This is a genomic window from Erythrobacter sp. K21-9 (genome assembly GCF_055808355.1).
Window position 1 is genome coordinate 2264883 of sequence record NZ_CM147866.1, and the last position, 20106, is coordinate 2284988.

At 61.3% G+C, this 20106-nt stretch carries 20 protein-coding genes and 1 pseudogene; 14 read left to right on the forward strand and 7 right to left on the reverse strand.

The window, feature by feature from the left end; genetic code table 11:
* Nucleotides 1-8: 8 nt before the first annotated feature.
* The 4 genes and pseudogenes from AC0L39_RS11600 (at nucleotide 9) to AC0L39_RS11615 (ending at nucleotide 4128) form a co-directional block, all read left to right on the forward strand.
* A pseudogene (locus tag AC0L39_RS11600) lies at nucleotides 9-1575 on the forward strand (cryptochrome/photolyase family protein).
* A gap of 187 nt (nucleotides 1576-1762) precedes the next feature.
* Complete coding sequence (locus tag AC0L39_RS11605; RefSeq protein WP_473258034.1) at nucleotides 1763-2440, forward strand: hypothetical protein; 678 nt, start codon at nucleotides 1763-1765, stop codon at nucleotides 2438-2440.
* A gap of 243 nt (nucleotides 2441-2683) precedes the next feature.
* Nucleotides 2684-3316 carry a glutathione S-transferase family protein gene (locus tag AC0L39_RS11610; protein WP_473258035.1) on the forward strand — a complete coding sequence of 211 codons (633 nt, stop codon included), beginning with the start codon at nucleotides 2684-2686 and terminating at the stop codon, nucleotides 3314-3316.
* 44 nt (nucleotides 3317-3360) lie between these two features.
* Nucleotides 3361-4128: a hypothetical protein gene (locus tag AC0L39_RS11615; RefSeq protein WP_473258038.1), complete on the forward strand. Its 768-nt coding sequence runs from the start codon at nucleotides 3361-3363 to the stop codon at nucleotides 4126-4128.
* A 39-nt stretch (nucleotides 4129-4167) separates the two neighbouring features.
* Here the strand turns inward: AC0L39_RS11615 and AC0L39_RS11620 are convergent, their stop codons facing one another.
* Together AC0L39_RS11620 and ada are read right to left on the reverse strand one after the other, a co-directional pair.
* Nucleotides 4168-4530: a hypothetical protein gene (locus AC0L39_RS11620; protein WP_473258039.1), complete on the reverse strand. Its 363-nt coding sequence runs from the start codon at nucleotides 4528-4530 to the stop codon at nucleotides 4168-4170.
* Between the two features lie 46 nt (nucleotides 4531-4576).
* Entirely contained in the window at nucleotides 4577-5614 is a 1038-nt protein-coding gene (ada, locus tag AC0L39_RS11625; protein ID WP_473258041.1) for a bifunctional DNA-binding transcriptional regulator/O6-methylguanine-DNA methyltransferase Ada, read from the reverse strand.
* 81 nt (nucleotides 5615-5695) lie between these two features.
* Here ada and AC0L39_RS11630 point away from each other — a divergent pair, with 81 nt between their 5' ends.
* A complete protein-coding gene (locus AC0L39_RS11630; protein ID WP_473258042.1) occupies nucleotides 5696-5995 on the forward strand; it encodes a hypothetical protein in 300 nt (99 codons plus the stop codon).
* Nucleotides 5992-7296, forward strand: coding sequence for a trypsin-like peptidase domain-containing protein (locus AC0L39_RS11635; RefSeq protein ID WP_473258043.1), 1305 nt, complete (start codon nucleotides 5992-5994; stop codon nucleotides 7294-7296). The genes AC0L39_RS11630 and AC0L39_RS11635 overlap by 4 nt, the downstream gene beginning before the upstream one ends.
* 22 nt (nucleotides 7297-7318) lie before the next feature.
* Here AC0L39_RS11635 and AC0L39_RS11640 read toward each other — a convergent pair whose 3' ends face one another.
* Entirely contained in the window at nucleotides 7319-8146 is an 828-nt protein-coding gene (locus AC0L39_RS11640) for a TauD/TfdA dioxygenase family protein (protein ID WP_473258044.1), read from the reverse strand.
* Nucleotides 8147-8351: 205 nt separating this feature from the next.
* Here AC0L39_RS11640 and AC0L39_RS11645 point away from each other — a divergent pair, with 205 nt between their 5' ends.
* The 8 genes from AC0L39_RS11645 (at nucleotide 8352) to AC0L39_RS11680 (ending at nucleotide 17641) form a co-directional block, all read left to right on the forward strand.
* On the forward strand, nucleotides 8352-8906 hold the full coding sequence (locus AC0L39_RS11645) for a F0F1 ATP synthase subunit delta (protein ID WP_473258046.1): 555 nt from the start codon (nucleotides 8352-8354) through the stop codon (nucleotides 8904-8906).
* Between the two features lie 10 nt (nucleotides 8907-8916).
* The gene (gene atpA, locus AC0L39_RS11650; RefSeq protein WP_473258047.1) at nucleotides 8917-10446 is read left to right on the forward strand and encodes a F0F1 ATP synthase subunit alpha; all 1530 of its coding nucleotides are present in this window, start codon (nucleotides 8917-8919) and stop codon (nucleotides 10444-10446) included.
* An 11-nt stretch (nucleotides 10447-10457) separates the two neighbouring features.
* Nucleotides 10458-11327, forward strand: coding sequence for a F0F1 ATP synthase subunit gamma (locus AC0L39_RS11655; RefSeq protein ID WP_473258048.1), 870 nt, complete (start codon nucleotides 10458-10460; stop codon nucleotides 11325-11327).
* A gap of 21 nt (nucleotides 11328-11348) precedes the next feature.
* On the forward strand, nucleotides 11349-12806 hold the full coding sequence (gene atpD, locus AC0L39_RS11660; RefSeq protein ID WP_473258050.1) for a F0F1 ATP synthase subunit beta: 1458 nt from the start codon (nucleotides 11349-11351) through the stop codon (nucleotides 12804-12806).
* 5 nt (nucleotides 12807-12811) lie between these two features.
* Nucleotides 12812-13069 (forward strand): ATP synthase F1 subunit epsilon, encoded by a 258-nt coding sequence (locus tag AC0L39_RS11665; protein WP_473258052.1) that lies wholly within the window; start codon nucleotides 12812-12814, stop codon nucleotides 13067-13069.
* 163 nt (nucleotides 13070-13232) lie between these two features.
* Nucleotides 13233-14900 (forward strand): mechanosensitive ion channel family protein, encoded by a 1668-nt coding sequence (locus tag AC0L39_RS11670; protein ID WP_473258053.1) that lies wholly within the window; start codon nucleotides 13233-13235, stop codon nucleotides 14898-14900.
* Nucleotides 14901-14990: 90 nt separating this feature from the next.
* On the forward strand, nucleotides 14991-17150 hold the full coding sequence (locus AC0L39_RS11675) for a prolyl oligopeptidase family serine peptidase (protein ID WP_473258055.1): 2160 nt from the start codon (nucleotides 14991-14993) through the stop codon (nucleotides 17148-17150).
* Nucleotides 17151-17398: 248 nt separating this feature from the next.
* Nucleotides 17399-17641, forward strand: a complete 243-nt coding sequence (locus AC0L39_RS11680; protein ID WP_473258056.1) for a DUF1153 domain-containing protein — start codon at nucleotides 17399-17401, stop codon at nucleotides 17639-17641.
* On the opposite strand, the gene AC0L39_RS11685 is transcribed toward AC0L39_RS11680, so the two are convergent.
* The 4 genes from AC0L39_RS11685 to glmU all read right to left on the reverse strand — a co-directional run bounded on the left by AC0L39_RS11685 (nucleotide 17638) and on the right by glmU (nucleotide 20048).
* On the reverse strand, nucleotides 17638-18099 hold the full coding sequence (locus AC0L39_RS11685; protein WP_473262363.1) for an SOUL family heme-binding protein: 462 nt from the start codon (nucleotides 18097-18099) through the stop codon (nucleotides 17638-17640). The two genes, AC0L39_RS11680 and AC0L39_RS11685, sit on opposite strands and share 4 nt — an antisense overlap.
* Nucleotides 18100-18144: 45 nt before the next feature.
* Nucleotides 18145-18324, reverse strand: coding sequence for a hypothetical protein (locus AC0L39_RS11690; RefSeq protein WP_473258058.1), 180 nt, complete (start codon nucleotides 18322-18324; stop codon nucleotides 18145-18147).
* 69 nt (nucleotides 18325-18393) lie between these two features.
* Nucleotides 18394-18699 (reverse strand): HNH endonuclease, encoded by a 306-nt coding sequence (locus AC0L39_RS11695; RefSeq protein WP_473258060.1) that lies wholly within the window; start codon nucleotides 18697-18699, stop codon nucleotides 18394-18396.
* Nucleotides 18696-20048, reverse strand: a complete 1353-nt coding sequence (gene glmU / locus AC0L39_RS11700; RefSeq protein WP_473258062.1) for a bifunctional UDP-N-acetylglucosamine diphosphorylase/glucosamine-1-phosphate N-acetyltransferase GlmU — start codon at nucleotides 20046-20048, stop codon at nucleotides 18696-18698. Before glmU ends, AC0L39_RS11695 begins: the two co-directional genes overlap by 4 nt.
* Between the last annotated feature and the right edge of the window lie 58 nt (nucleotides 20049-20106).

The window sequence follows — 20106 nt, forward strand, 5'->3', positions numbered from 1 at the left end:
GAGCGGGCATGGCCACCAACCCCATTCTCGTCCCCATTCTGGGCGACCAGCTGACCCGCACACTCGCCTCGCTTCGCGGTACGGAGCAAGGACGATACCGTCATCCTGATGATGGAGGTCTGGGACGAGGCAACCTACGTCAAGCATCACAAGCAAAAGATTGTCCTGATCTTCTCCGCCATGCGCCATTTCGCTGACGAATTGCGCGATGCCGGGTGGACTGTCGACTACATTCGCCTGACCGACACTGGCAATTCCGGCAGCTTCACCGGCGAAGTGGCGCGCGCTGTCGAACGCCATGCTCCGCGCGCAATCCACATGACCGAAGCTGGCGAATGGCGGGTGCAACAGGCAATCGAGGAATGGCCGGATAAATTCGCCTGCGAGGTCGAAATACTCCCCGACGACCGGTTCCTGTGCGAGCACCAGGAATTTCGCGAGTGGGCCGAGGATCGCAAGCATCTCACGATGGAGCATTTCTACCGCGAGATGCGCCGGAAGTCAAGCCTGCTCATGGCGGAGGATGGCAAGCCGGAAGGCGGCGAATGGAATTACGACAAGCAGAACCGCGAGCCGCCGAAGGATGAGATGGACCCGCCGCCTGTCCCGAAATTCGAACCCGACGACATCACTCGCGAAGTCATCGCTCTGGTCGAAGACGAATTCGGCGATCACTTTGGAGATCTCGAACCGTTCCGCTGGCCGGTAACGCGCGATGAGGCCGAAAAGGCCGCCGACGCCTTCTTCGCCGAGCGGATCGAGAAATTCGGTCCCTATCAGGACGCAATGGTGCACGGCGAAGACGACATGTATCACTCAATGCTTTCGACCAGCATCAATCTCGGCCTGCTGGACCCGGTTGCGCTGTGCGAACGCGCGGAGCAGGCCTACAGGGATGGCGCAGCCCCGATCAATTCGGTCGAGGGCTTTATCCGCCAGATCATCGGCTGGCGCGAATACATCCGAGGGTTCTACTGGCTAAACATGCCGGGCCTCGAAAGCGACAACAAGCTCAACGCGAAGCGCGCGCTCCCGGAGTTCTTCTGGACCGGCGAGACCGATATGCGCTGCCTCTCCGACTGCATCCGTTCGACCCGCGAGAATGCCCATGCGCATCACATCCAGCGGCTGATGGTGCTCGGCAATTTCTGTCTGCTCGCCGGGATTGATCCGCGCGACGTGCAGGATTGGTATCTCGCGGTCTATGCCGATGCCTATCAATGGGTCGAATTGCCCAATGTTTCCGCGATGATCCTCTATGCCGATGGCGGGAAGCTGGCGACCAAACCCTATGCGGCGAGCGGCAATTACATCAACAAGATGTCGGACTACTGCAAGCAATGCTCGTATTCGGTGAGCAAGAAAACGGGCGAAGGCGCGTGCCCCTTCAACCCGCTCTACTGGCATTTCATGGACCGGCATCGCGACCGGCTGGAAAGCAATCACCGCGTCGGGCGCATCTATTCGAACTGGGACCGGATGGACGACACGAAGCGCGCCGATTATCTGGAGAGTGCTGAAAAATTCCTCGACTCGCTTACCCCAGCGGCGAAGGATTGGGCGCGGGAGCGATAGCGCAAGCCTTGCCGCTCCGCTCTCAGCGGTGCTTTGTAAATGTGCGGTTCAGGTGAAAGCCAAGGTTTCTGCGGTTTCGAAAATTCTCCATCGTTTTCATCCGCTTGTTCCCGATTCGCGCAGAATGTGGTATAAGCATTCCCGGAGCGCTCCTACTTACCCACCCCTCGTTTGTAGGAGCAATATCGTGCACTCGTTATTCAGAAAGCTTGGCTGCGGAATAGCCACCGCCGCCTTGGCTACGACCTCCCTATCGGCGCAGGCGAGCGGCCTGCCCTGTTTCGAAGAAGCCGAAATGCAATCGGCGCGCATCCATGACCTTCGCGTGAAGTTGATGGTGAGCGCGCTCAAATGCCGGCAGCTTTCGCCCCAGACCCTGCGCACCTATGGCCGATTGCTGGACAACCGGTCGGATGAGCTTGGCTTTCACAGCCAGCAGGTTCGCAACACGCTCGTCGCTCGCCATGGACTTCGTGACGGACAATATGCGTTCGACGATTACGAAACCCGGATCGGCAACATGCATTCTGGCGTCCGGCCCTCGCGCGAATTGTGCGGCGATACCGACGCCTTCATCCGCCTTGCGCAGCGTGCGGATCAAAGCGAGCTTGAGACGCTATCCAAGCTCGTAACAAACCGCGCGATCGATCGCTGCCTGATCGCGCGCGCAGCTCCGTTTCCAGTGCCAGCCCCGGCGGTAACAGAGCCAACCGCGCCTTCGGCTACGGAATACGAAATGGTCGACGGCATCCCGACCTACACGGCTCCGGGCACTGCGCCCGATACCCAGCCCGAACCGCTCGAAACCGCCGATCTCGAAACTCCTGCGACAGCAGCAGCGCCCGCGCCTGCCGTCGATCGGTAAGAGGAACGGCTGGCCCGCGCAATCGACGCGCTGGACGCGGCAGCCTACGCGCTGCGAGACATGCAGACGGGCTCAGACGGGCCGACCGAATAAGCCTGCCGGGCGCTGCGATACGAAAGGAGTGGTGGGCTTCTTTCCTCGCAGGCCCGTAGCCCGATACTGGTCCTTCAAAGCCGCTCCGAGCACTTGCGCTCCATCGCCAATGCCGTAACGCGGCGTGATGCATTATTGGGAGCCATGTTCATGCTGACCGTCCATCACCTTCGCATTTCGCAATCCGAACGCATCGTCTGGCTCCTCGAGGAACTGGGGCTCGATTACGATCTCAAGCTCTACAATCGCGATCCTGAAACGCGGCTCGCCCCGCCTGAGCTGAAAGCGATCCATCCGATGGAAATTGCGCCGATAATCGAGGACGGGGACATCAAGCTTGGCGAGAGCGGCGCAATCGTCGAATATATAGTAGGCAAGTACGCGCGCGATACGGACCTGGTCCCCGGCCCCGATCATCCCGATTTCGCCGATCATCTCTATTGGTTCCATTTCGCAAACGCGACGTTCATGACCAACGGTATGATGCAGATCGCGGTGGGTGCGGTTGGCGCAGAGATGCCGCCGCCGCTTGCCAAACGCATCACCAATGCCTGGTCCCAGATCGAGCGGCGACTGGGCGAGGCGGACTATTTCGGCGGATCGCAGCTGACCACCGCCGACATCATGATGGTGTTCCAGCTGACCACCAGTCGCGCTTTCAACGGCATGAGCATCGACCACCTCCCCAACCTCAAAGCCTATCTCCAGCGCATCGGCGCGCGCGATGCCTACCAGCGCGCAATGGAAAAGTGCGAGCCTGGCTTCCCGCCGAAACTGGATTGACGGCAGCGGTCAGAACGCACGTGATGGATACCGGGCAGGTTTGAATGATGACGAACAGGCAGCCGCCTCCCATACGCGCAAAACTGAAGCCCGATCACGACTTTTTTGACTGTATCGAAAGCGCCTATCGCGTATTTGAGAGCCCCAAACCGGCAAGCATCGAAGTGTGCGAAGGTTGCTGCATGGAGGCGGATATCGAGGCCGATTTCTTTCGGCCCGGCATTCGGGACCTTCCCCTTCACTACCTTCAGGACTGGTTTTTCGCAGCCTGTGATCCGCAAGGCATCGCGAAGCAGACGTGGGCCTACCTCCTGCCTCGCATCCTTGAAGTGCTGGCGGCGGATGAAGACCTCGCGAGCGTCGGTGTGGAAGTCAGCCTGGCCCGCTTTGACACCGGCAATCCGGACCAATGGACGCACGAACAGTGGGCGGTCCTTGATCAGTTCCAGCGCAGCTATCTGACCCGCCATATCGAGAGCGAGAAACCCGACCCTCTCGATGACGTATTGTGCATGTTCACGCTTGGTGGCTGGAGCATCGACGACCTGCTGGATCAGGTTTGGTCCTCGCCCGACGAGGTATTGACCAGACGTCTATGGCGCGATTGGTGCCAGTCTGCTGCGAAGGGGCAGGAGAGCATCTGGATAACGGCATTCTGGAAATCTCCCGGAAACGAAAAAGCTTACGTATTCTACACCTCGGAAAGACTGCGCAGCCGAATGGAAGCGCTCGCCCTTTCAGACGATACCGACCCCGATCTCGCAGCAAAGGCGTCAGCGGTGGTCGATGTGATCGAGAGAAACCGGGATTAACCGCCGAAATCTATGTCGCTATGACCCACGATAACGCCCTCAGTTCTCACGGCAGCGCACCCAATGCTCGCGGCCTGCGCGCCAGATCGAACCATCGTAGGAATAGGTTTTCTCGTTATATTGCGCGCTCAGGATCAGCTCTTCGCGTAGCGCGTTTTTCGAGACGAGCGCTAGCCGCATCTCGCTCCCGCGCAGCCACCACTGGGTCGCCGTGACCGGCACTTCTTTTCCGTTGTCGACCAGCCGCGCGAGGAACAGCGAGGCGCTGGGGACATGGCCAAAACCGAGCTGCACCACGATCGGCTGCTCTCCCGCAGTCTTGCAGAGGAAGCCGCCGGTCGCATGCGCGGGCGCTGAAAGCGCAGTAAAGGCAATGGCGGCAAGATAAAGCGGCGTCTTCATGCTCGCACGGTGCAACACCTTGAATGAACAGGCGATTATGCGCCGCTCACTCCCGCCCTTCGCGCTTGAGCAGCTCCGCCTTGATGTCCGGGCCATAGGCGTATCCGCCCAGCGAGCCATCGGCCTGCACCACGCGGTGGCACGGGATCAGCACGGCAATATTGTTCGCCCCGTTCGCGCCGCCGACCGCGCGGCTGGCTTTGGGATTGCCGAGCGCGGCTGCAAGCTCGCCGTAGCTGCGCGTTTCGCCTGAGGGGATATCGCGCAGCGCCTGCCACACGCGCTGCTGGAAGGCGGTCCCCTTGATATCGAGCGGGATGGCCGAGGCATCGCAGGAGGGCTCTTCGACCGCTGCCACCACTTGCCGGAACAGCGCGCTGAATTCGCCGCCCCCTTTGACCAGATCGGCATTGGGAAAGCGCGCTGCGAGTTCATTCTCGCCCTCTCCGAATGCAAGGCAGCACACGCCTTTCTCGGTCGCTGCGACGAGCATCTCTCCGAGTGAGGTCGCAATCACGCTCCAGTGGATGGTGCGGCCCTTCCCGCCATTGCGCCAATCGCTCGCCTGCATACCCATTCGTCCTTTCGTGTCGGCGTAGAAGCGTGAGGGCGCGGAATACCCCGCCTCGTATAGCGCATCAGTGACGCTCACGCCGTTTTCGAGCGCGCCGCGAACTCGCTCTTCGCGCAGGGCCCGTGCAAAGGCAGCCGGAGACAGGCCCACGGTCCGCTTGAACAGGCGCTGGAAATGCGTGGGCGAATAACCGGTGAGGCCGGCCAGCTGGTCCAGCGTCATCGCGCCGCTCTCGCGGATTGCGGCGATGGCTGCCAGAACGCATGCCTCCTCCGCGCTCTGGGTATTGGGCGAGCACCGTTTGCAGGCACGCAGACCCGCCGCCTCGGCATCGGCAGCGTTCGTATAGAACCGCACATTCTTGCGCAGCGGCGCGCGTGCCGGGCAGCTCGGGCGGCAATAGATGCCGGTGGAATGCACCCCGGTCACGAACGCGCCGTCATAGCGGCGGTCCTTGGCCAAAGCGATTTGCCAGCGCTTGTCATCGGTCAGAGATTTTACGTTCGTCATGGGTCAGCTTTTCTCACAAGCGTGGTTACAGCGCATCCCGGAGCTTGCGGTCAATGTCATGCGGTGGGTAAGAACACCGCGATGAACAAATTCATGCATTACGTGACCGCGCTGATCGCCCTTGTCCTGTCGCAAGCGGCGGCGGCCGATGCTGGCGATATCGATGCAGCCGCGCGCGGTGTCGTCCGGGTCGTCATCATCAGCCAGAATGGCGAAGAGCTGGTCCCGGTCACGCATGGGAGCGGCTTTGCCGTTACCCCGACCAAGATCGTCACCAATGCACACGTGATCCGCGAGGCGCTGCAGGATGACACGCTGCGCATCGGGATCGTGCCAAGCGAAGGCGAGGATGGCGCATTTGCGCGGTACCGCTTGCTGTGAGCCCGCGCAACGACCTTGCCCTCATCGAAATCGTCGATGACGACATGCGCCTTCCGCCGCTGACAATTGCAGGCGGCGTCGGCGTGAACCTGGGTGAAGTGTCAGCCGTTGGCTATCCGATGAACGTCGATGTCGCGCAGGGGCTGGAGATCAGCGACATCTTCAACGCGCAGCCGCCGGTCAAAAGCCGCGGGTTCCTCTCCGGAGAGCGCCCGAGCCGCCAGTTCGACACGATCCTGCATACAGCGCCGATTGCGCGAGGGAATTCAGGCGGGCCGCTGCTCGATGGCTGCGGCCGCGTTCTGGGTGTCAATTCATTCGGCGCGGATTCCGCCGGGTCGGACGCGGAATTCTACTTTGCGGTAAGCCTGCGCGAGCTGCTGCCATTCCTGCGCGCGAACGAGATCGAGCCGCAGACCAATGCCCTTCCCTGCCGCTCGATCGACGAGCTCAACGCGGCCGAGCGCGCCCGCTTCGATGCGCAGCGCGCCGATGCCCGCGCCCGCGTGGAAGCGCGCGAGAACGAGCTGCGTGAAGCACGCGCCGACGCAAGGCTGGCGGCGCAGATGGCTGTGATGGAGGAGCGCGACAATGCGATGGCGATGGCGCTTATCCTCCTGCTGGTCGGCATTGGATCGGGCTATGCGGCAACGCAGCTGCGCCAGCAGGCGCGCTCCGACACTGAAACCGACAGCAAGGCGCAGACCCGCGCGCTGATCGCCGCCGGGATTGCAGGTGCAGCGATCATCGGCACGGTGCTCATCTGGATCACGCGCCCCGGCTATAGCGAGATCGAAGACCGCGTGGCCGCCGCAATCGAAGGGCTGGCAACGAATGGAGGGGACAGCTCGCCGCCGATCTCGCTCGCAGGGGACGGCACGCTCATCTGCACACTGATCCCTGAACGCAGCCGCATCACCGGCGCACGAACCGACGATGTCGAGTTCGACTGGGCCGCCGACGGCTGCGTCAACGGGCGCACGCAATATGGTATGACCAATGGCAAGTGGTCGCGTGTGCTGGTCCCGAACGACGAGGCGGCTGTCGCGGTCAACACCTACGAACCACAATCGCGCATCTTCCAGACCGAACGGTATCTGCTGAGCCGCGCAAGGATGCAGGCTGCCCGCGATATCAGAGGCGCTTACACACCGCCGGCCTGCGGAGTGCTCGACGCCGCGCGCATCCTGGGCGAGCAGCAATCAGGCGTGCTGGCGCAATTGCCCGATCGTCCGAATGAGCGGCTGGTTTACAGGTGCGAGGCGACCGACAGGGCCGCTGGCGCAGGCGGCGAACCCTGAGCGCCTCTGGTCCGCAGGAAGGCTATGCCGCCAGCGCCTCACCCGACAGCGTGATGCGGTGCATTTCGCGGCGGTGTCCCGCATAATCGTTGATCGCATTGTGCCAGGTCGTGCGGTTGTCCCAGATGGCGACCGTGCCGGGCTTCCATTGCAGACGGCACTGATTGTCATCGGTCAGCGCAGCGTCGCACAGCCGCTGTAGAAGCGGCAGGCTCTCCTCGCGCGTCTGGCCGACAAAATTGATCGTGAAAGCGGTGTTTACATAAAGCAGCTTGCGTCCGGTATGCGGATGCCGGATCACGACCGGGTGGACCGCGCCGGTTTTCATGTCCTGCCCGCGCAAACTCTTGCCCATGTCCGTCTGCGCATAAAGACCATCGGCCTTGTATACGTGGTCGGCGGTATGAAATGCCTCCAACCCTTCGATCTCTTGCTTCAGATCGTCCGGCAACGCGTCATAGGCGGCGCCCATATGCGCCCACTCGGTATCGCCGCCTTTCGGAGGCAAGTCGCGCGCCACCAGCACCGATCCCATCGCCGGGATCTGGTCATAGGAGTGATCGGTGTGCCACGCCCCGCCGATATTGGTCGCCTGATCGGCTTCCTTCTTGACCACTGCGATCTCGCCATAGTCTTCCTGCAGCGGGAAATAATTGTTGATGTCGATCCCGCCCCAGCGCTTGCCGAACTTGATGTGATCTTCCGGAGAGAAGTCCTGATCGCGGAATACCGCGACGCCGTGTTCGTAGATCGCCTGCTTGATCTGATCCATTTCGGCGTCGGTGCAATCCGCCAGCGAGACGCCTGAAATTTCAACACCGCACTTGGGTGCCATCGGTGTAAGCTGCATTTTTCCTCTCCCATGAGCTTTTTCGCTCCTGGAGTAAGTTGTGCCTCAAGCAATTCCCCATGTCCATAATTCACGCGCGCTTCGCTTGCGGAATCACAAAGACATTGCTAGGCGCGCGCCAGCTTCGTCGGGATGCTTCCAAGCGACCCGAAACCCCGAGGCGATGCATCGTTATTCTCGAAGATCCTAAAGGACATCGAAACGCGTGGATATTTCCGCCGGTATTCAGGCTAGCCTGGCAGGCCGTTACGCCTCAGCTCTGTTCGAACTCGCAAGCGAAGCGGGGACGGTTACGGCCGTCGAATCCGATCTCGCCAAGCTGAGCGAAGCGCTGGACGAATCGGACGACCTGCGCAGCGCCACCACCAATCCGCAGCTCTCGCGCTCTGCGCATGGCGACGCTGTCGAGGCGGTGGCAAGGCACCTTGGGCTTGCCGATCTCACCACCAATTTTCTCGGCGTGCTCGCGGCCAACCGGCGCCTGGCCGCCCTGCCCGACATGATCGCGGCGTTCAAAGCCATTGCCGCTGCACAGCGCGGCGAAGTGACCGCCAATGTCACCAGCGCGCATCCACTCACCGACAGCCAGCTTGCCGAGCTCAAGAGCAAGCTGACCGCCCGCGAGGGCCGCACTGTCATGCTTTCAGCCGATGTTGACCCCGATTTGCTCGGCGGCCTCGTCGTCACCATAGGGTCGAAGCGCATCGACGCCTCGATCCGCACCCGTCTCAATTCACTTGCCCAGGCCATGAAGGCTTAAAGGAAGAAACATGGAAATCCGCGCCGCAGAAATCTCCAAGGTCATCAAGGACCAGATCGCCAATTTCGGCACCGAAGCGCAAGTCAGCGAAGTCGGCTCCGTCCTCAGCGTGGGTGACGGTATCGCCCGTATTCACGGCCTCGATAAGGTGCAGGCCGGTGAAATGGTCGAATTTGCCAATGGCGTTCAGGGCATGGCCCTGAACCTCGAAGCAGACAATGTCGGCGTCGTGATCTTCGGTTCGGATGCCGAGATCAAAGAAGGCGACACCGTCAAGCGGACCGAAACCATCGTGGACGTTCCGGTTGGCAAGGCCCTGCTGGGCCGCGTGGTCGATGCGCTGGGCAATCCGATCGACGGCAAGGGCCCGATCGAGACGACCGAGCGCAGCCGCGTCGAAGTCAAGGCGCCGGGCATCATCCCGCGCGAATCCGTTTCCGAGCCGGTGCAGTCGGGCCTCAAGGCAATCGACGCGCTCGTACCGGTTGGCCGCGGCCAGCGCGAACTGATCATCGGCGACCGTCAGACCGGTAAGTCGGCTGTCGCCATCGACACTTTCATCAACCAGAAGGACGCGCACCAGGGCGACGATGAGAAGCAGAAGCTTTACTGCATCTATGTCGCTGTCGGTCAGAAGCGCTCGACGGTTGCCCAGATCGTCAAGCAGCTCGAAGAAAACGGCGCGATGGAATATTCCATCGTCGTGGCCGCTACCGCTTCGGAGCCTGCCCCGCTTCAGTACCTTGCACCTTACACCGGCTGTGCGATGGGCGAGTATTTCCGCGACAACGGCATGCACGCCGTGATCGTTTACGACGACCTTTCCAAGCAGGCCGTTGCTTACCGTCAGATGTCGCTCCTGCTGCGCCGCCCTCCGGGCCGCGAAGCCTATCCGGGCGACGTTTTCTATCTCCACAGCCGCCTGCTTGAGCGTGCCGCAAAGATGAACGGCGACAATGGCGGCGGTTCGCTGACCGCGCTGCCGATCATCGAAACGCAGGCGGGCGACGTGTCGGCCTACATTCCGACCAACGTGATCTCGATCACCGACGGCCAGATCTTCCTTGAAACCGACCTGTTCTACCAGGGTATCCGTCCCGCCATTAACGTGGGCCTGTCGGTCAGCCGTGTGGGCGGTGCCGCCCAGACCAAGGCGATGAAGAAGGTTTCAGGCTCGATGAAGCTCGACCTTGCGCAGTACCGCGAAATGGCGGCGTTTGCGCAGTTCGGCTCCGACCTCGATGCTTCGACGCAAAAGCTGCTCAATCGCGGTGCACGTCTGACCGAGCTGCTGAAGCAGCCACAATTCTCGCCGATGCCGTTCGAAGAGCAGACCGTGTCGATCTTTGCCGGCACCAACGGCTATATCGACGATGTCGCTGTCGAGCGGGTGGGCGAATACGAAGAGCAGATGTTGGCCTTCTTCCGCGGCGAACACGCCGACATCCTCTCGGACATCCGGACGAGCAAGAAGTTCGAAGGCGATGTGAAGGACCGCACGGTCGCAGCGCTCGAAACCTTCGCCAAGCAGTTCGCGTAAGGTAACGCCCAATGGCATCGCTCAAGGAACTCAAGGATCGGATCGGGTCGGTTAAATCGACCCAGAAGATCACCAAGGCCAAACAGATGGTCGCCGCGGCAAAGCTACGCCGTGCGCAGGCCGCTGCGGAAGCGGCGCGCCCGTATCAAGAGCGTCTTGCTGCCGTCATGGCCTCGCTTGCGGACAAGGTTTCGGGCGACAGCGCTCCGAAGCTGCTCGCAGGAACCGGCTCGGACAAGCGGAACCTCCTCGTGGTGGTCAACACCGACAAGGGGCTGTGCGGCGGTCTGAACTCGAACATCGTCAAGGCAGCCAAGGCCAAGGCGAAAGAGCTGATTGCAGAGGGCAAAGAGGTAGAGTTCTACCTTGTCGGCAAAAAGGGGCGCGCGCCGCTCAAGCGTGATTATGCCGATCGGATCGGGCAGCATTTCGACACGAGCACGGTCAAGACGCCGGGCTTCGAAGAGGCCGATGCGATCGCAGCCGAGCTGATCGAGATGTACGACGCGGGCAAATACGATGTCGCGCACCTGATCTACCCGACTTTCAAATCGGCGCTGGTGCAGGACCCGACCGTCAGCCAGCTGATCCCGGTTCCTTCACCCGATGTCGCAGACGACAGTGACGCCGTGGTCGAATACGAGCCGGGCGAAGAGGAAATCCTCGAAGAGCTGCTGCCGCGCTACTTGAAGACGCAGATCTTCGGCTCGCTGCTCGAACGTGAGGCATCGGAGCAAGGCGCTTCGATGACCGCGATGGACAACGCCACGCGCAATGCGGGCGAGCTCATCAAGGATCTCAACATCGAATACAACCGCCGCCGCCAGGCTGCGATCACCACCGAACTCATTGAAATCATTGCAGGCGCGGAAGCGCTTTAATCGAAGGCTAAGGAACACAACATGGCCACCGCACCAGTCCTCAACCAGACCACCAACGGCGTCATCAGCCAGGTCATCGGCGCTGTCGTCGACGTGCAGTTCGAAGGCGAACTGCCCGCGATCCTCTCCGCGCTGGAAACCAAGAACGACGGCAAGACCCTCGTCCTTGAAGTTGCCCAGCACCTTGGCGAGAACACCGTTCGCACCATCGCAATGGACGCGACCGAAGGCCTCGTCCGCGGCGCTGAAGTGATCGCAACCGGCGCGCAAATCTCCGTGCCCGTGGGTCCGAAAACGCTCGGACGCATCATGAACGTGGTTGGTGAGGCCATTGACGAACGCGGTCCGATTGGCGCGGACATGACTGCACCGATCCATGCCGAGGCACCGGCTTTCGTCGACCAGTCGACCGAAGCGGCAATTCTGGTCACCGGGATTAAGGTCATCGACCTTCTTGCGCCGTATGCAAAGGGCGGCAAGATCGGCCTGTTTGGCGGCGCCGGGGTCGGCAAGACCGTTCTTATTCAGGAACTCATCAACAACATCGCGAAAGGCCACGGCGGCGTGTCCGTGTTCGCCGGTGTCGGTGAGCGTACCCGCGAGGGTAACGATCTCTACCACGAATTTCTCGACGCAGGCGTCATCGCCAAGGACGAAGACGGCAACGCGATTTCTGAAGGTTCCAAGGTTGCCCTCGTCTTCGGTCAGATGAACGAGCCTCCCGGCGCGCGCGCCCGCGTTGCCCTGTCGGGCCTCACCATGGCGGAATATTTCCGTGATGAAGAAGGGCAGGACGTCCTGTTCTTCGTCGACAATATTTTCCGCTTCACGCAGGCCGGTTCGGAAGTGTCCGCACTGCTGGGCCGTATTCCTTCTACCGTGGGCTACCAGCCGACCCTGTCGACCGACATGGGCAACCTGCAGGAACGCATCACCTCGACCAACAAGGGATCGATCACTTCGGTTCAGGCCATCTACGTGCCTGCTGATGACCTTACCGACCCTGCTCCTGCAACCTCGTTCGCTCACCTCGACGCGACCACCACGCTGAACCGCGCAATTTCGGAGCTGGGCATCTACCCGGCGGTTGACCCGCTCGATTCCACCTCGCGCGTTCTTGAGCCGCGCGTTGTCGGTCAGGAGCACTATGACACGGCTCGCCGGGTCCAGGAAACGCTCCAGAAGTACAAGTCGCTGCAGGACATCATCGCCATTCTCGGCATGGATGAGCTTTCGGAAGAAGATAAGCTCACCGTAGCGCGCGCCCGCAAAATCCAGAAGTTCCTCAGCCAGCCGTTCCACGTGGCAGAGGTCTTCACCGGTATTGACGGCATCTTTGTCCAGCTCGAAGACACGGTGAAATCGTTCAAGGCGGTTGTCGACGGTGAATACGATCACCTGCCCGAGCAGGCATTCTACATGGTCGGCGGCATCGAAGACGTGCAGAAGAAGGCCGCTAAGATGGCCGAGGACGCTTAAGCCAGATGTCACTCCACTTCGAACTCGTAACCCCGGCCAAGCTGGTCCGTAGCGAAGACGTCCACATGGTCGTCGTCCCCGGCACCGAAGGCGAATTCGGTGTGCTCGAAGGCCACGCGCCTTTCATGTCGACCATCCGCGATGGCGCGGTGCAGGTCTACAAGACCGAAGGCGCAGAGCCGGAGACGATCGAAGTCAAAGGCGGCTTTGCCGAAGTCGGTGATGCCGGCCTGACGGTCCTTGCGGAGCATGTCGAAGCCTAGGCGCCGAGACAGTTCAAGAGACACGAAAAGGGCGGCTCTGCCATGATGGCGGGGCCGCCTTTTTCCTTTTCGGAACCGCGCCTTGCCCATCCCGTTGGTTGACCAAGGGTAACTTCAGACTTGCTGCGGGGTTGGGCGTATCATTCGGTTTCTCACAATTTTCTTGCTCGCGCTGATTGCAGCGCCGCTCGCCGCGCCCCTTGCTGCGCAGGGCTCGGACGACGTGCCTGCTTCTTCCGAACCCTATGTTTACGAAATCGACGCGATCAATCCGGGCCTTCCCCAGCCAGCCGAGCCGCTCGATCTGGAGACGCCTCAGGCGCTCCTTGAAAGCTTCATCGACGCAGGGCATGACAAGGAATGGGACCGCGTTGCGACAGCACTGGACCTGTCCGACATGCCAGCCTCGGAACAAGCCTCACGCGGTCCAGAACTCGCGCGGCAGGCATTCGATATCGTCAACCGCTCGATCCTGATCGACTGGCGCGGCCTTTCCGACCGGCCCGACGCAGTCGAGGTCATCGCCAGCAACAAGGAACCGCTTGCAGGCGAACCGCGCCGCAGCATCGTTCTCGCGCATCTTCGCGCTGAAGGACGAGATTACTCGTTCCGTATTGCGCGCCTGCAAACACGCGATGGAGAGCCGGTCTGGATGATCAGCCGCCAGACGGTCGAGAATGTCCCGGCGCTCTATGATCGCTACGGCCCGTCGAAGTTCGAGCAAGCCCTTCCCGCCCCGCTGCGCGAGCAGGCGTTCTGGACCCTCGCATGGTGGGAAGTCATCGCTCTGCCGGTCGTGCTGGTTCTGGCCATGCTCGTTGCGGCATTTGTCTATGCCGGTATCCGGCGTTTTCGGAAGAGCCATGACGAGGATACGCTTGCCCATAGCATAGCGCGCGCCATCCACCTGCCAGCCTCGCTCACGGCGCTGGCGGGCACATTTGCGCTCCTGCGCAGTTCGATTTTCAATTTCTCCGGCACCGTTGCGAGCATCCTCGACCCGCTGGAAATCACCTTGTTTGTCGCCGCCATCGCCGCGCTGCTGCTGGTGGTCATTGAGACGATCATCGATTTCGCTGCCGGTCAGCGCAGCACAGAACTCGAAGACCCCGATAACGAGGAAGCCCGCGATTATTTTACGAAGCTGAGCGCTGGCCAGCGCATCCTGACCGTTTTCGTGGTGCTGATCGCGGTCGCGGTGGTGTTGATCCAGACCGATATCGCGAGCACGCTTGGCTTCAGCCTGCTGGCCTCTGCCGGGGTGCTCGGCCTCATCCTTGTATTCGCGGCGCGGCAGGCGCTCGGCGATCTGATGGCCAGCATCCAGATCGCGTTTGCGAAGACCGCGCGGATTGGCGATGCGGTCTATTGGCAGGGCCAATGGTGCTATATCGAGCGGATCGGCTTTACCCACCTCCGTCTGCGCACGTGGGATGAGCGCCGCCTGATGGCGCCGGTTGCCGCCTTTATCGGCGAAAGCTTCGAAAACTGGACCAAGACCGATCCCAGCCTGATGACTCATGTCGAGCTGATGCTCGATCACCGCTCCGATATCGACAAACTGCGCGACGAGTTCGAGAAGTTCGTCGAGCAGGACGATGATGTGATGGACGCCGACGAGGCCGAAGTGCAGGTCGTCGGCCACGATGCGCTGGCGACGACCGTCCGCTTTCTCGCCCGCGCGAAAGATCCCAAGATCGGCTGGAAGCTGCAATGCCGCCTGCGCGAGCACATGCTCGCTGCGATTGCGCGCATGGACGCCAGCGACGAGACAGCGCCTGTTTTCCTTCCTCGGGAACGCGAAGTGCAGGTTGCCGAGCAAACAGGCTGATATTGCCTCCAACTGCCTGCTTTCGCCCTTCACTTTTGGCGGCGGCTTGGGCACACCATTGTCAATGCATTTCCCCACAGGAGAGGACACTTGAAGCTTGTCTCAACACTTGCACTGGCGGCTGCCATGACACTAACCGCTGCAACCGGCGCCAACGCCGACGACCACACTGCCACGGTTATTGATGAAGCGGGCGTTCCCGGACCAGAACAGGACCCCTATATCTGGCTCGAGGAAGCTCGCAGCGAAGAGGCTCTTGCCTGGGTCACCAAGGAGAACGAGCTCACGCTTGGTGCGCTGGAAACCGATCCCCGGTTCGAGGAGCTCAAGGCTGAAGCGCTCGCGATCTATGACAGCGAGGACCGCGTCCCTTATGTCAGCTTCCGCCCTGATGGCCTCTACAATTTCTGGCAGGACAAGCAGAACCCGAAAGGCCTGCTCCGCCGGACCACGCTGGAAAGCTACCAGACCGACGAACCCGAATGGGAAACCGTGCTCGACGTGGACGCGCTTGCCGCTGCCGAGGGCAAGGAATGGGTCTACAAGGGCTCGACCTGCCTGCCTCCGGCACAAAGCAAGTGCATGATTGCACTGAGCGATGGCGGCGAAGATGCGACAATCATGCGCGAATTCGACACCTCGACCAAGAGCTTCGTCGAAGGCGGGTTTGCGCTCGAGGAAAAGAGCCAAGGCGGCGTGCAATGGCTCGATGAAGACACCCTGCTCGTCAGCCGTGATTTCGGCGAAGGTACACTCACCGAGAGCCAGTATCCGCGCACCACGCGCCTGTGGAAGCGTGGAACGGACATCGCCGATGCGCAGGAAATCTGGCGCGGCGAACAGTCCGATGTCTGGTCCGGCGCATCGCTTTCCCGCGATAACAAGGGCATCGTGCACGGCTATTTCGGCTTCCGCGCAACGAGCTTCCATGAGACGGAATATTACTGGCTGAAGGACGGCGAGTGGGTGCGTATGGATATGCCCCTCAAGGCGTCGCCCTATGGCATAATCGACGGGCAGGCGCTGTTCACGACCGATGTCGATTGGGAAACGCAGGGTCAGACCTTCCCTGCCGATGCGCTGGTTGCGGTCGACCTGGAGGAATTCAAGGCCGATCCCAACGGCGCGAAAAAAACGCTCGTCTGGGCGCCGGGCGACCGGCAAACCAAGCGCGGCGCGGCGAGCACCGCCGGAAGCCTCTATGTCAGCATGCTGGACAATGTCGTGGGCAAGGTCCTGCGGTTCGATTTCGTCGACGGTGAGTGGACCAGCGAACCGGTCAACCTGCCCGACAATGCGACCGTGGGTGTTGCAGCGTCTTCGAACGAGACCGAGCAGGTGATGTTCACCGTCACCGACTTTCTCAATCCGACCACGCTTTACTACACCGATGGTTCGGGCGACCCTCAGGTGCTCAAGACCTCGCCAGCGCGTTTCGATCCGGCCGGGATGGAAGTCGAGCAGCATCAGGCGACGAGCAAGGACGGGACGCAAATTCCGTACTTCATCGTCAAGCCTGCCGGCATGGAACTGGACGGCACCACGCCGACACTCATGTATGGTTATGGCGGCTATCAGGTCTCGATGCTGCCCAGCTACCTCGGTAGCCAGGGCAAGCTCTGGCTCGAAAATGGCGGAGCCTACGTGCTGACCAATTTGCGCGGCGGCGGTGAGTTCGGCCCCGGCTGGCACCAGACCGCGATGCGCGAAAACAAGCAGCGGACATGGGATGACTTCATCGCTGTCGGCGAAGATCTCGTCGAGCGCGGCTTCACCTCACCTGAGCATCTGGGTATTCAAGGGGGCTCTCAAGGCGGTCTGTTGGTCGGAACCGCCCTCACGCAGCGGCCTGACCTGTTTGGCGCCGCGATCGTGGCGATCCCGCTGTTCGACATGCTGCGGTACCACCTGATCGACCGCGGCGCATCGTGGACGGGTGAATATGGCGATCCGCGCATTCCTGAGCAACGCGCCTGGATTGAGAAATATTCGCCCTACCAGAAGCTCGTAGAGGGCGTGGAATACCCCACCCCGTTCCTGTGGGCCTCGACCGCAGATGATCGCACCCATCCCGCTCATGCGCGCAAGGGCGCGGCGAAGCTGAAAGAGCTTGGCCAGCCCTATTACTACTTCGAGGATATGACAGGCGGGCATTCAGGCGGGGTCGACAATGAGCAGCGCGCGAAGCTGCAGGCGCTTCAATACGTTTACCTGATGCAGCAGCTGATGGGTGAACAGCCCGGCGGCTGACCCGCAGAGAATCGCTGGAGAACCGGGGCGGCTCCCAAAAAGGGCCGCCCCTTTTTTGCGCCCGAATTTCAGGGTGTAAAGCAGATCGACACTTTGGCCTCGCTTTACCGCAAGCCAGCCACGTAGGGCGGCGTCAACGCGATGTTAACCATGCTCGGTAGGACCGAATTAAGCCTGAAAACACGATCACATCTCCAGCAACACAGGGCGTTGTGAACCAGGGGCACTTTAACAAGGAGTACGAAAACGTGGCATACCCCCGACACCTTTCCATCGCCGACGCGATCAAGCAGTACGGACTGCCAAAGTCGCACAGGGTTTATTGGTCAAAGGCAAAGAAAGCAGACGTAGTGCAGGCTGTACACGACCGCGTGATCAGCTTTCACGAAGCGCGCGAGCGTTATCTGCTGAGCCGCAGCGAATTCGAGCAATGGGAGCGTGAAAGCGGTCACACCCCGACCGCGGCTACCCGCACACTCGAAGACGCCTAGGACGTGATCTGAAGCTGGCGGTACCGGTTAGCCCCTACTCGTACCGCCACTTCGATCATCACCTCATTACGCCGCAGCGGTCCCGGGACCATCGGCGCATCGTATCCCGCATACACAGGGTTGCCGATTGTCTTGAAACCTCGGCGAGCCGTCCATTCCATCAGCTTCGCTTCCATTTCGGCAAGGGCCGTCTCGCGCGAATTGCCGCTGAAACGCACCGCCGCCATTCGGCGCGCGGGTACTTCGGTCAGCGAAATGTCGGCGGGCGCGGCAGGAAGCGTCTCAAGCGTGTATTTGGCGGGCATGACAAAGCGCATGCGCCATGTGTCGCTGCCGGTCCGTTCCTGGAGTACCGGAGCGGTCATCTCGATCTTCTCATCCTGATCTACGCGCTCGGTCAGCACAGGCGCTGTCATCGCAATTTCCTCGCCGCCCTGCGGGCGATCCTGCCCGAAGATGTATGCGGCAAGCCTGCGAAAGCTCGCACGGCGGGCATTGGTCCGCTACCCGGTATGCGTGACCTCGGCGACGATGATGGACGGGTATTCGCGCACTTCGAAGTCGCCGTCTTCCATGACGACCTTGTAAGGTGCCTGTTCGGTGTCGCTATATTGAGCGTAGGCGGCAACCGCGCCCACTGCTGCAATACCAAGTCCTGCCGCAACCCATCTGCCGATACCCATATTCACGCTCCTGATAATGTCTCGGCTTATCAGCAGTCTTGCGAGGTAATGGTTCCCGGTCGCCCAAGCTTAGCCGCGAGTGGGTGCGTGGAAGTCCGGCGGCTTGCTGCTCACCCACTTCACGAATCTGGCGACCGCAGGATGGCTGCGAACGGTTTCGCGATCGTCCCCGATCCGCGCCAGCTCTGCATTGGTGAAATTGGCGTGTATGGTTCTGTGGCAGATCGGATGGACCGGAACGGTACCGTGTTTGCGTTTCCCGTCAGGCGCCTTTTTCGATTTCGGAACAGGATGATGCCACTGGATCAGCGTTCCAAGCTGGCGCGAGCAGAGCCAGCAGACCTGCGCGTCCACTTTGGCGTCCGACTTGGTCACCCCTTTTTGGCTGCCGCCTTCTTCTTTTTCATCGTGTCGTGGAAACGGTCGGCCCAGCCCTGTTTCACGAGCTGGTCGGCGCGCACCATGCGCAGCTCGCCCGCGCCGACATCGCGGCTGACGGTCGAACCTGCGGCGACGATGGAATCCGGGCCGATCGTAACCGGAGCGACCAATGCGCTGTTCGATCCGATGAAGGCGCGCTCCCCGATAGTCGTGTGATATTTGAAATAGCCATCGTAATTGCAGGTGATCGTGCCCGCACCGATATTGGCGCCTGCGCCCACCGTTGCATCGCCGATATAGGACAGGTGGCTGGCCTTTGCGCCCTTGCCCAGCACGGCCTTCTTCATTTCGACAAAATTGCCGATGAAGCTGTCTTCCTCAAGCACCGCTCCCGGGCGCAGGCGCGCGAACGGGCCGACTTGCACGCCGCTGGCCAGCGTTGCGCCCTCCAGGTGGGAGAAGGACTTGATGTGGACACCGTCGGCAATTTTCACTCCGGGGCCGAACACGACATTGGGTTCGACCACCACGTCCTTGCCCAGCTCGGTATCCCAGCTGAAGAACACCGTCTCGGGAGCCTTGAGCGTCGCACCATTCGCCATCGCCTCTTCGCGCTTGAATGCCTGCCACTGTGCCTCGGCCGCGGCGAGCTCGGCGCGGCTGTTGATCCCGGCCACTTCGGCGGGGTCGGTTTCGACCACTTTCACGGTGTCGCCGCGCGCGATGGCTCCGGTCGCAACATCGGGCAGGTAATATTCGCCCTGCGCGTTGTTGTTGTCGACCGCATCGAGCAGCGGCCACATATCGTCCGAATGCGCAACGATCAGACCCGAATTGCACAGGTCGCAGGCGCGCTCGTCATCGCTCGCATCATTGAACTCGACCATTTTGCGCACCGTGCCATCGGCATCTGCTATCACGCGGCCATATTGGAGCGGATCGCCGGGCCGGAACCCGAGCACCGCGACCTTCGCCCCGTCGGCAAGCGCGCCGACCAGCTTGCGAACGGTTTCAGCACCGACCATCGGGCAATCGGCGAAGCACACCAGAATGTTGCCGGAAAAGCCCGCCATTGCCTCGCGCGCCTGCAAGGCTGCGTGCGCAGTGCCGTGCTGCGGTTCCTGCAAGGCGGTTGTGATGTCGCGGTCCGCCAGCGCCTCATCGAGCTGCTCGCGCTTGTCACCCACGACAACGACCGTGCGCTGCGGGGAAAGCTCTTCGAAACTGTCGAGCAGATGCATCAGCATCGGCTTGCCCGCAATCGGGTGCAGGACCTTGTGCAGGTCGCTTTTCATGCGAGTGCCCTTGCCCGCAGCAAGGATGATGGCGGCAAAATCAGTCATGGTTTCTCCCATACGCCCGGCGGCGCTTGCCATCAAACGCTTGCGGTTTGAAGACCGT

Bases quoted from the DNA above. Each gene is read 5' to 3' on its own strand.
- AC0L39_RS11610 (WP_473258035.1), top strand. From the start codon at position 2,684: ATGCTGACCGTCCATCACCTTCGCATTTCGCAATCCGAACGCATCGTC.
- AC0L39_RS11615 (WP_473258038.1), top strand. From the start codon at position 3,361: ATGATGACGAACAGGCAGCCGCCTCCCATACGCGCAAAACTGAAGCCC.
- AC0L39_RS11620 (WP_473258039.1), bottom strand. From the start codon at position 4,530: ATGAAGACGCCGCTTTATCTTGCCGCCATTGCCTTTACTGCGCTTTCA.
- ada (WP_473258041.1), bottom strand. From the start codon at position 5,614: ATGACGAACGTAAAATCTCTGACCGATGACAAGCGCTGGCAAATCGCT.
- AC0L39_RS11630 (WP_473258042.1), top strand. From the start codon at position 5,696: ATGAACAAATTCATGCATTACGTGACCGCGCTGATCGCCCTTGTCCTG.
- AC0L39_RS11640 (WP_473258044.1), bottom strand. From the start codon at position 8,146: ATGCAGCTTACACCGATGGCACCCAAGTGCGGTGTTGAAATTTCAGGC.
- atpA (WP_473258047.1), top strand. From the start codon at position 8,917: ATGGAAATCCGCGCCGCAGAAATCTCCAAGGTCATCAAGGACCAGATC.
- AC0L39_RS11655 (WP_473258048.1), top strand. From the start codon at position 10,458: ATGGCATCGCTCAAGGAACTCAAGGATCGGATCGGGTCGGTTAAATCG.
- atpD (WP_473258050.1), top strand. From the start codon at position 11,349: ATGGCCACCGCACCAGTCCTCAACCAGACCACCAACGGCGTCATCAGC.
- AC0L39_RS11665 (WP_473258052.1), top strand. From the start codon at position 12,812: ATGTCACTCCACTTCGAACTCGTAACCCCGGCCAAGCTGGTCCGTAGC.
- AC0L39_RS11690 (WP_473258058.1), bottom strand. From the start codon at position 18,324: ATGGGTATCGGCAGATGGGTTGCGGCAGGACTTGGTATTGCAGCAGTG.
- glmU (WP_473258062.1), bottom strand. From the start codon at position 20,048: ATGACTGATTTTGCCGCCATCATCCTTGCTGCGGGCAAGGGCACTCGC.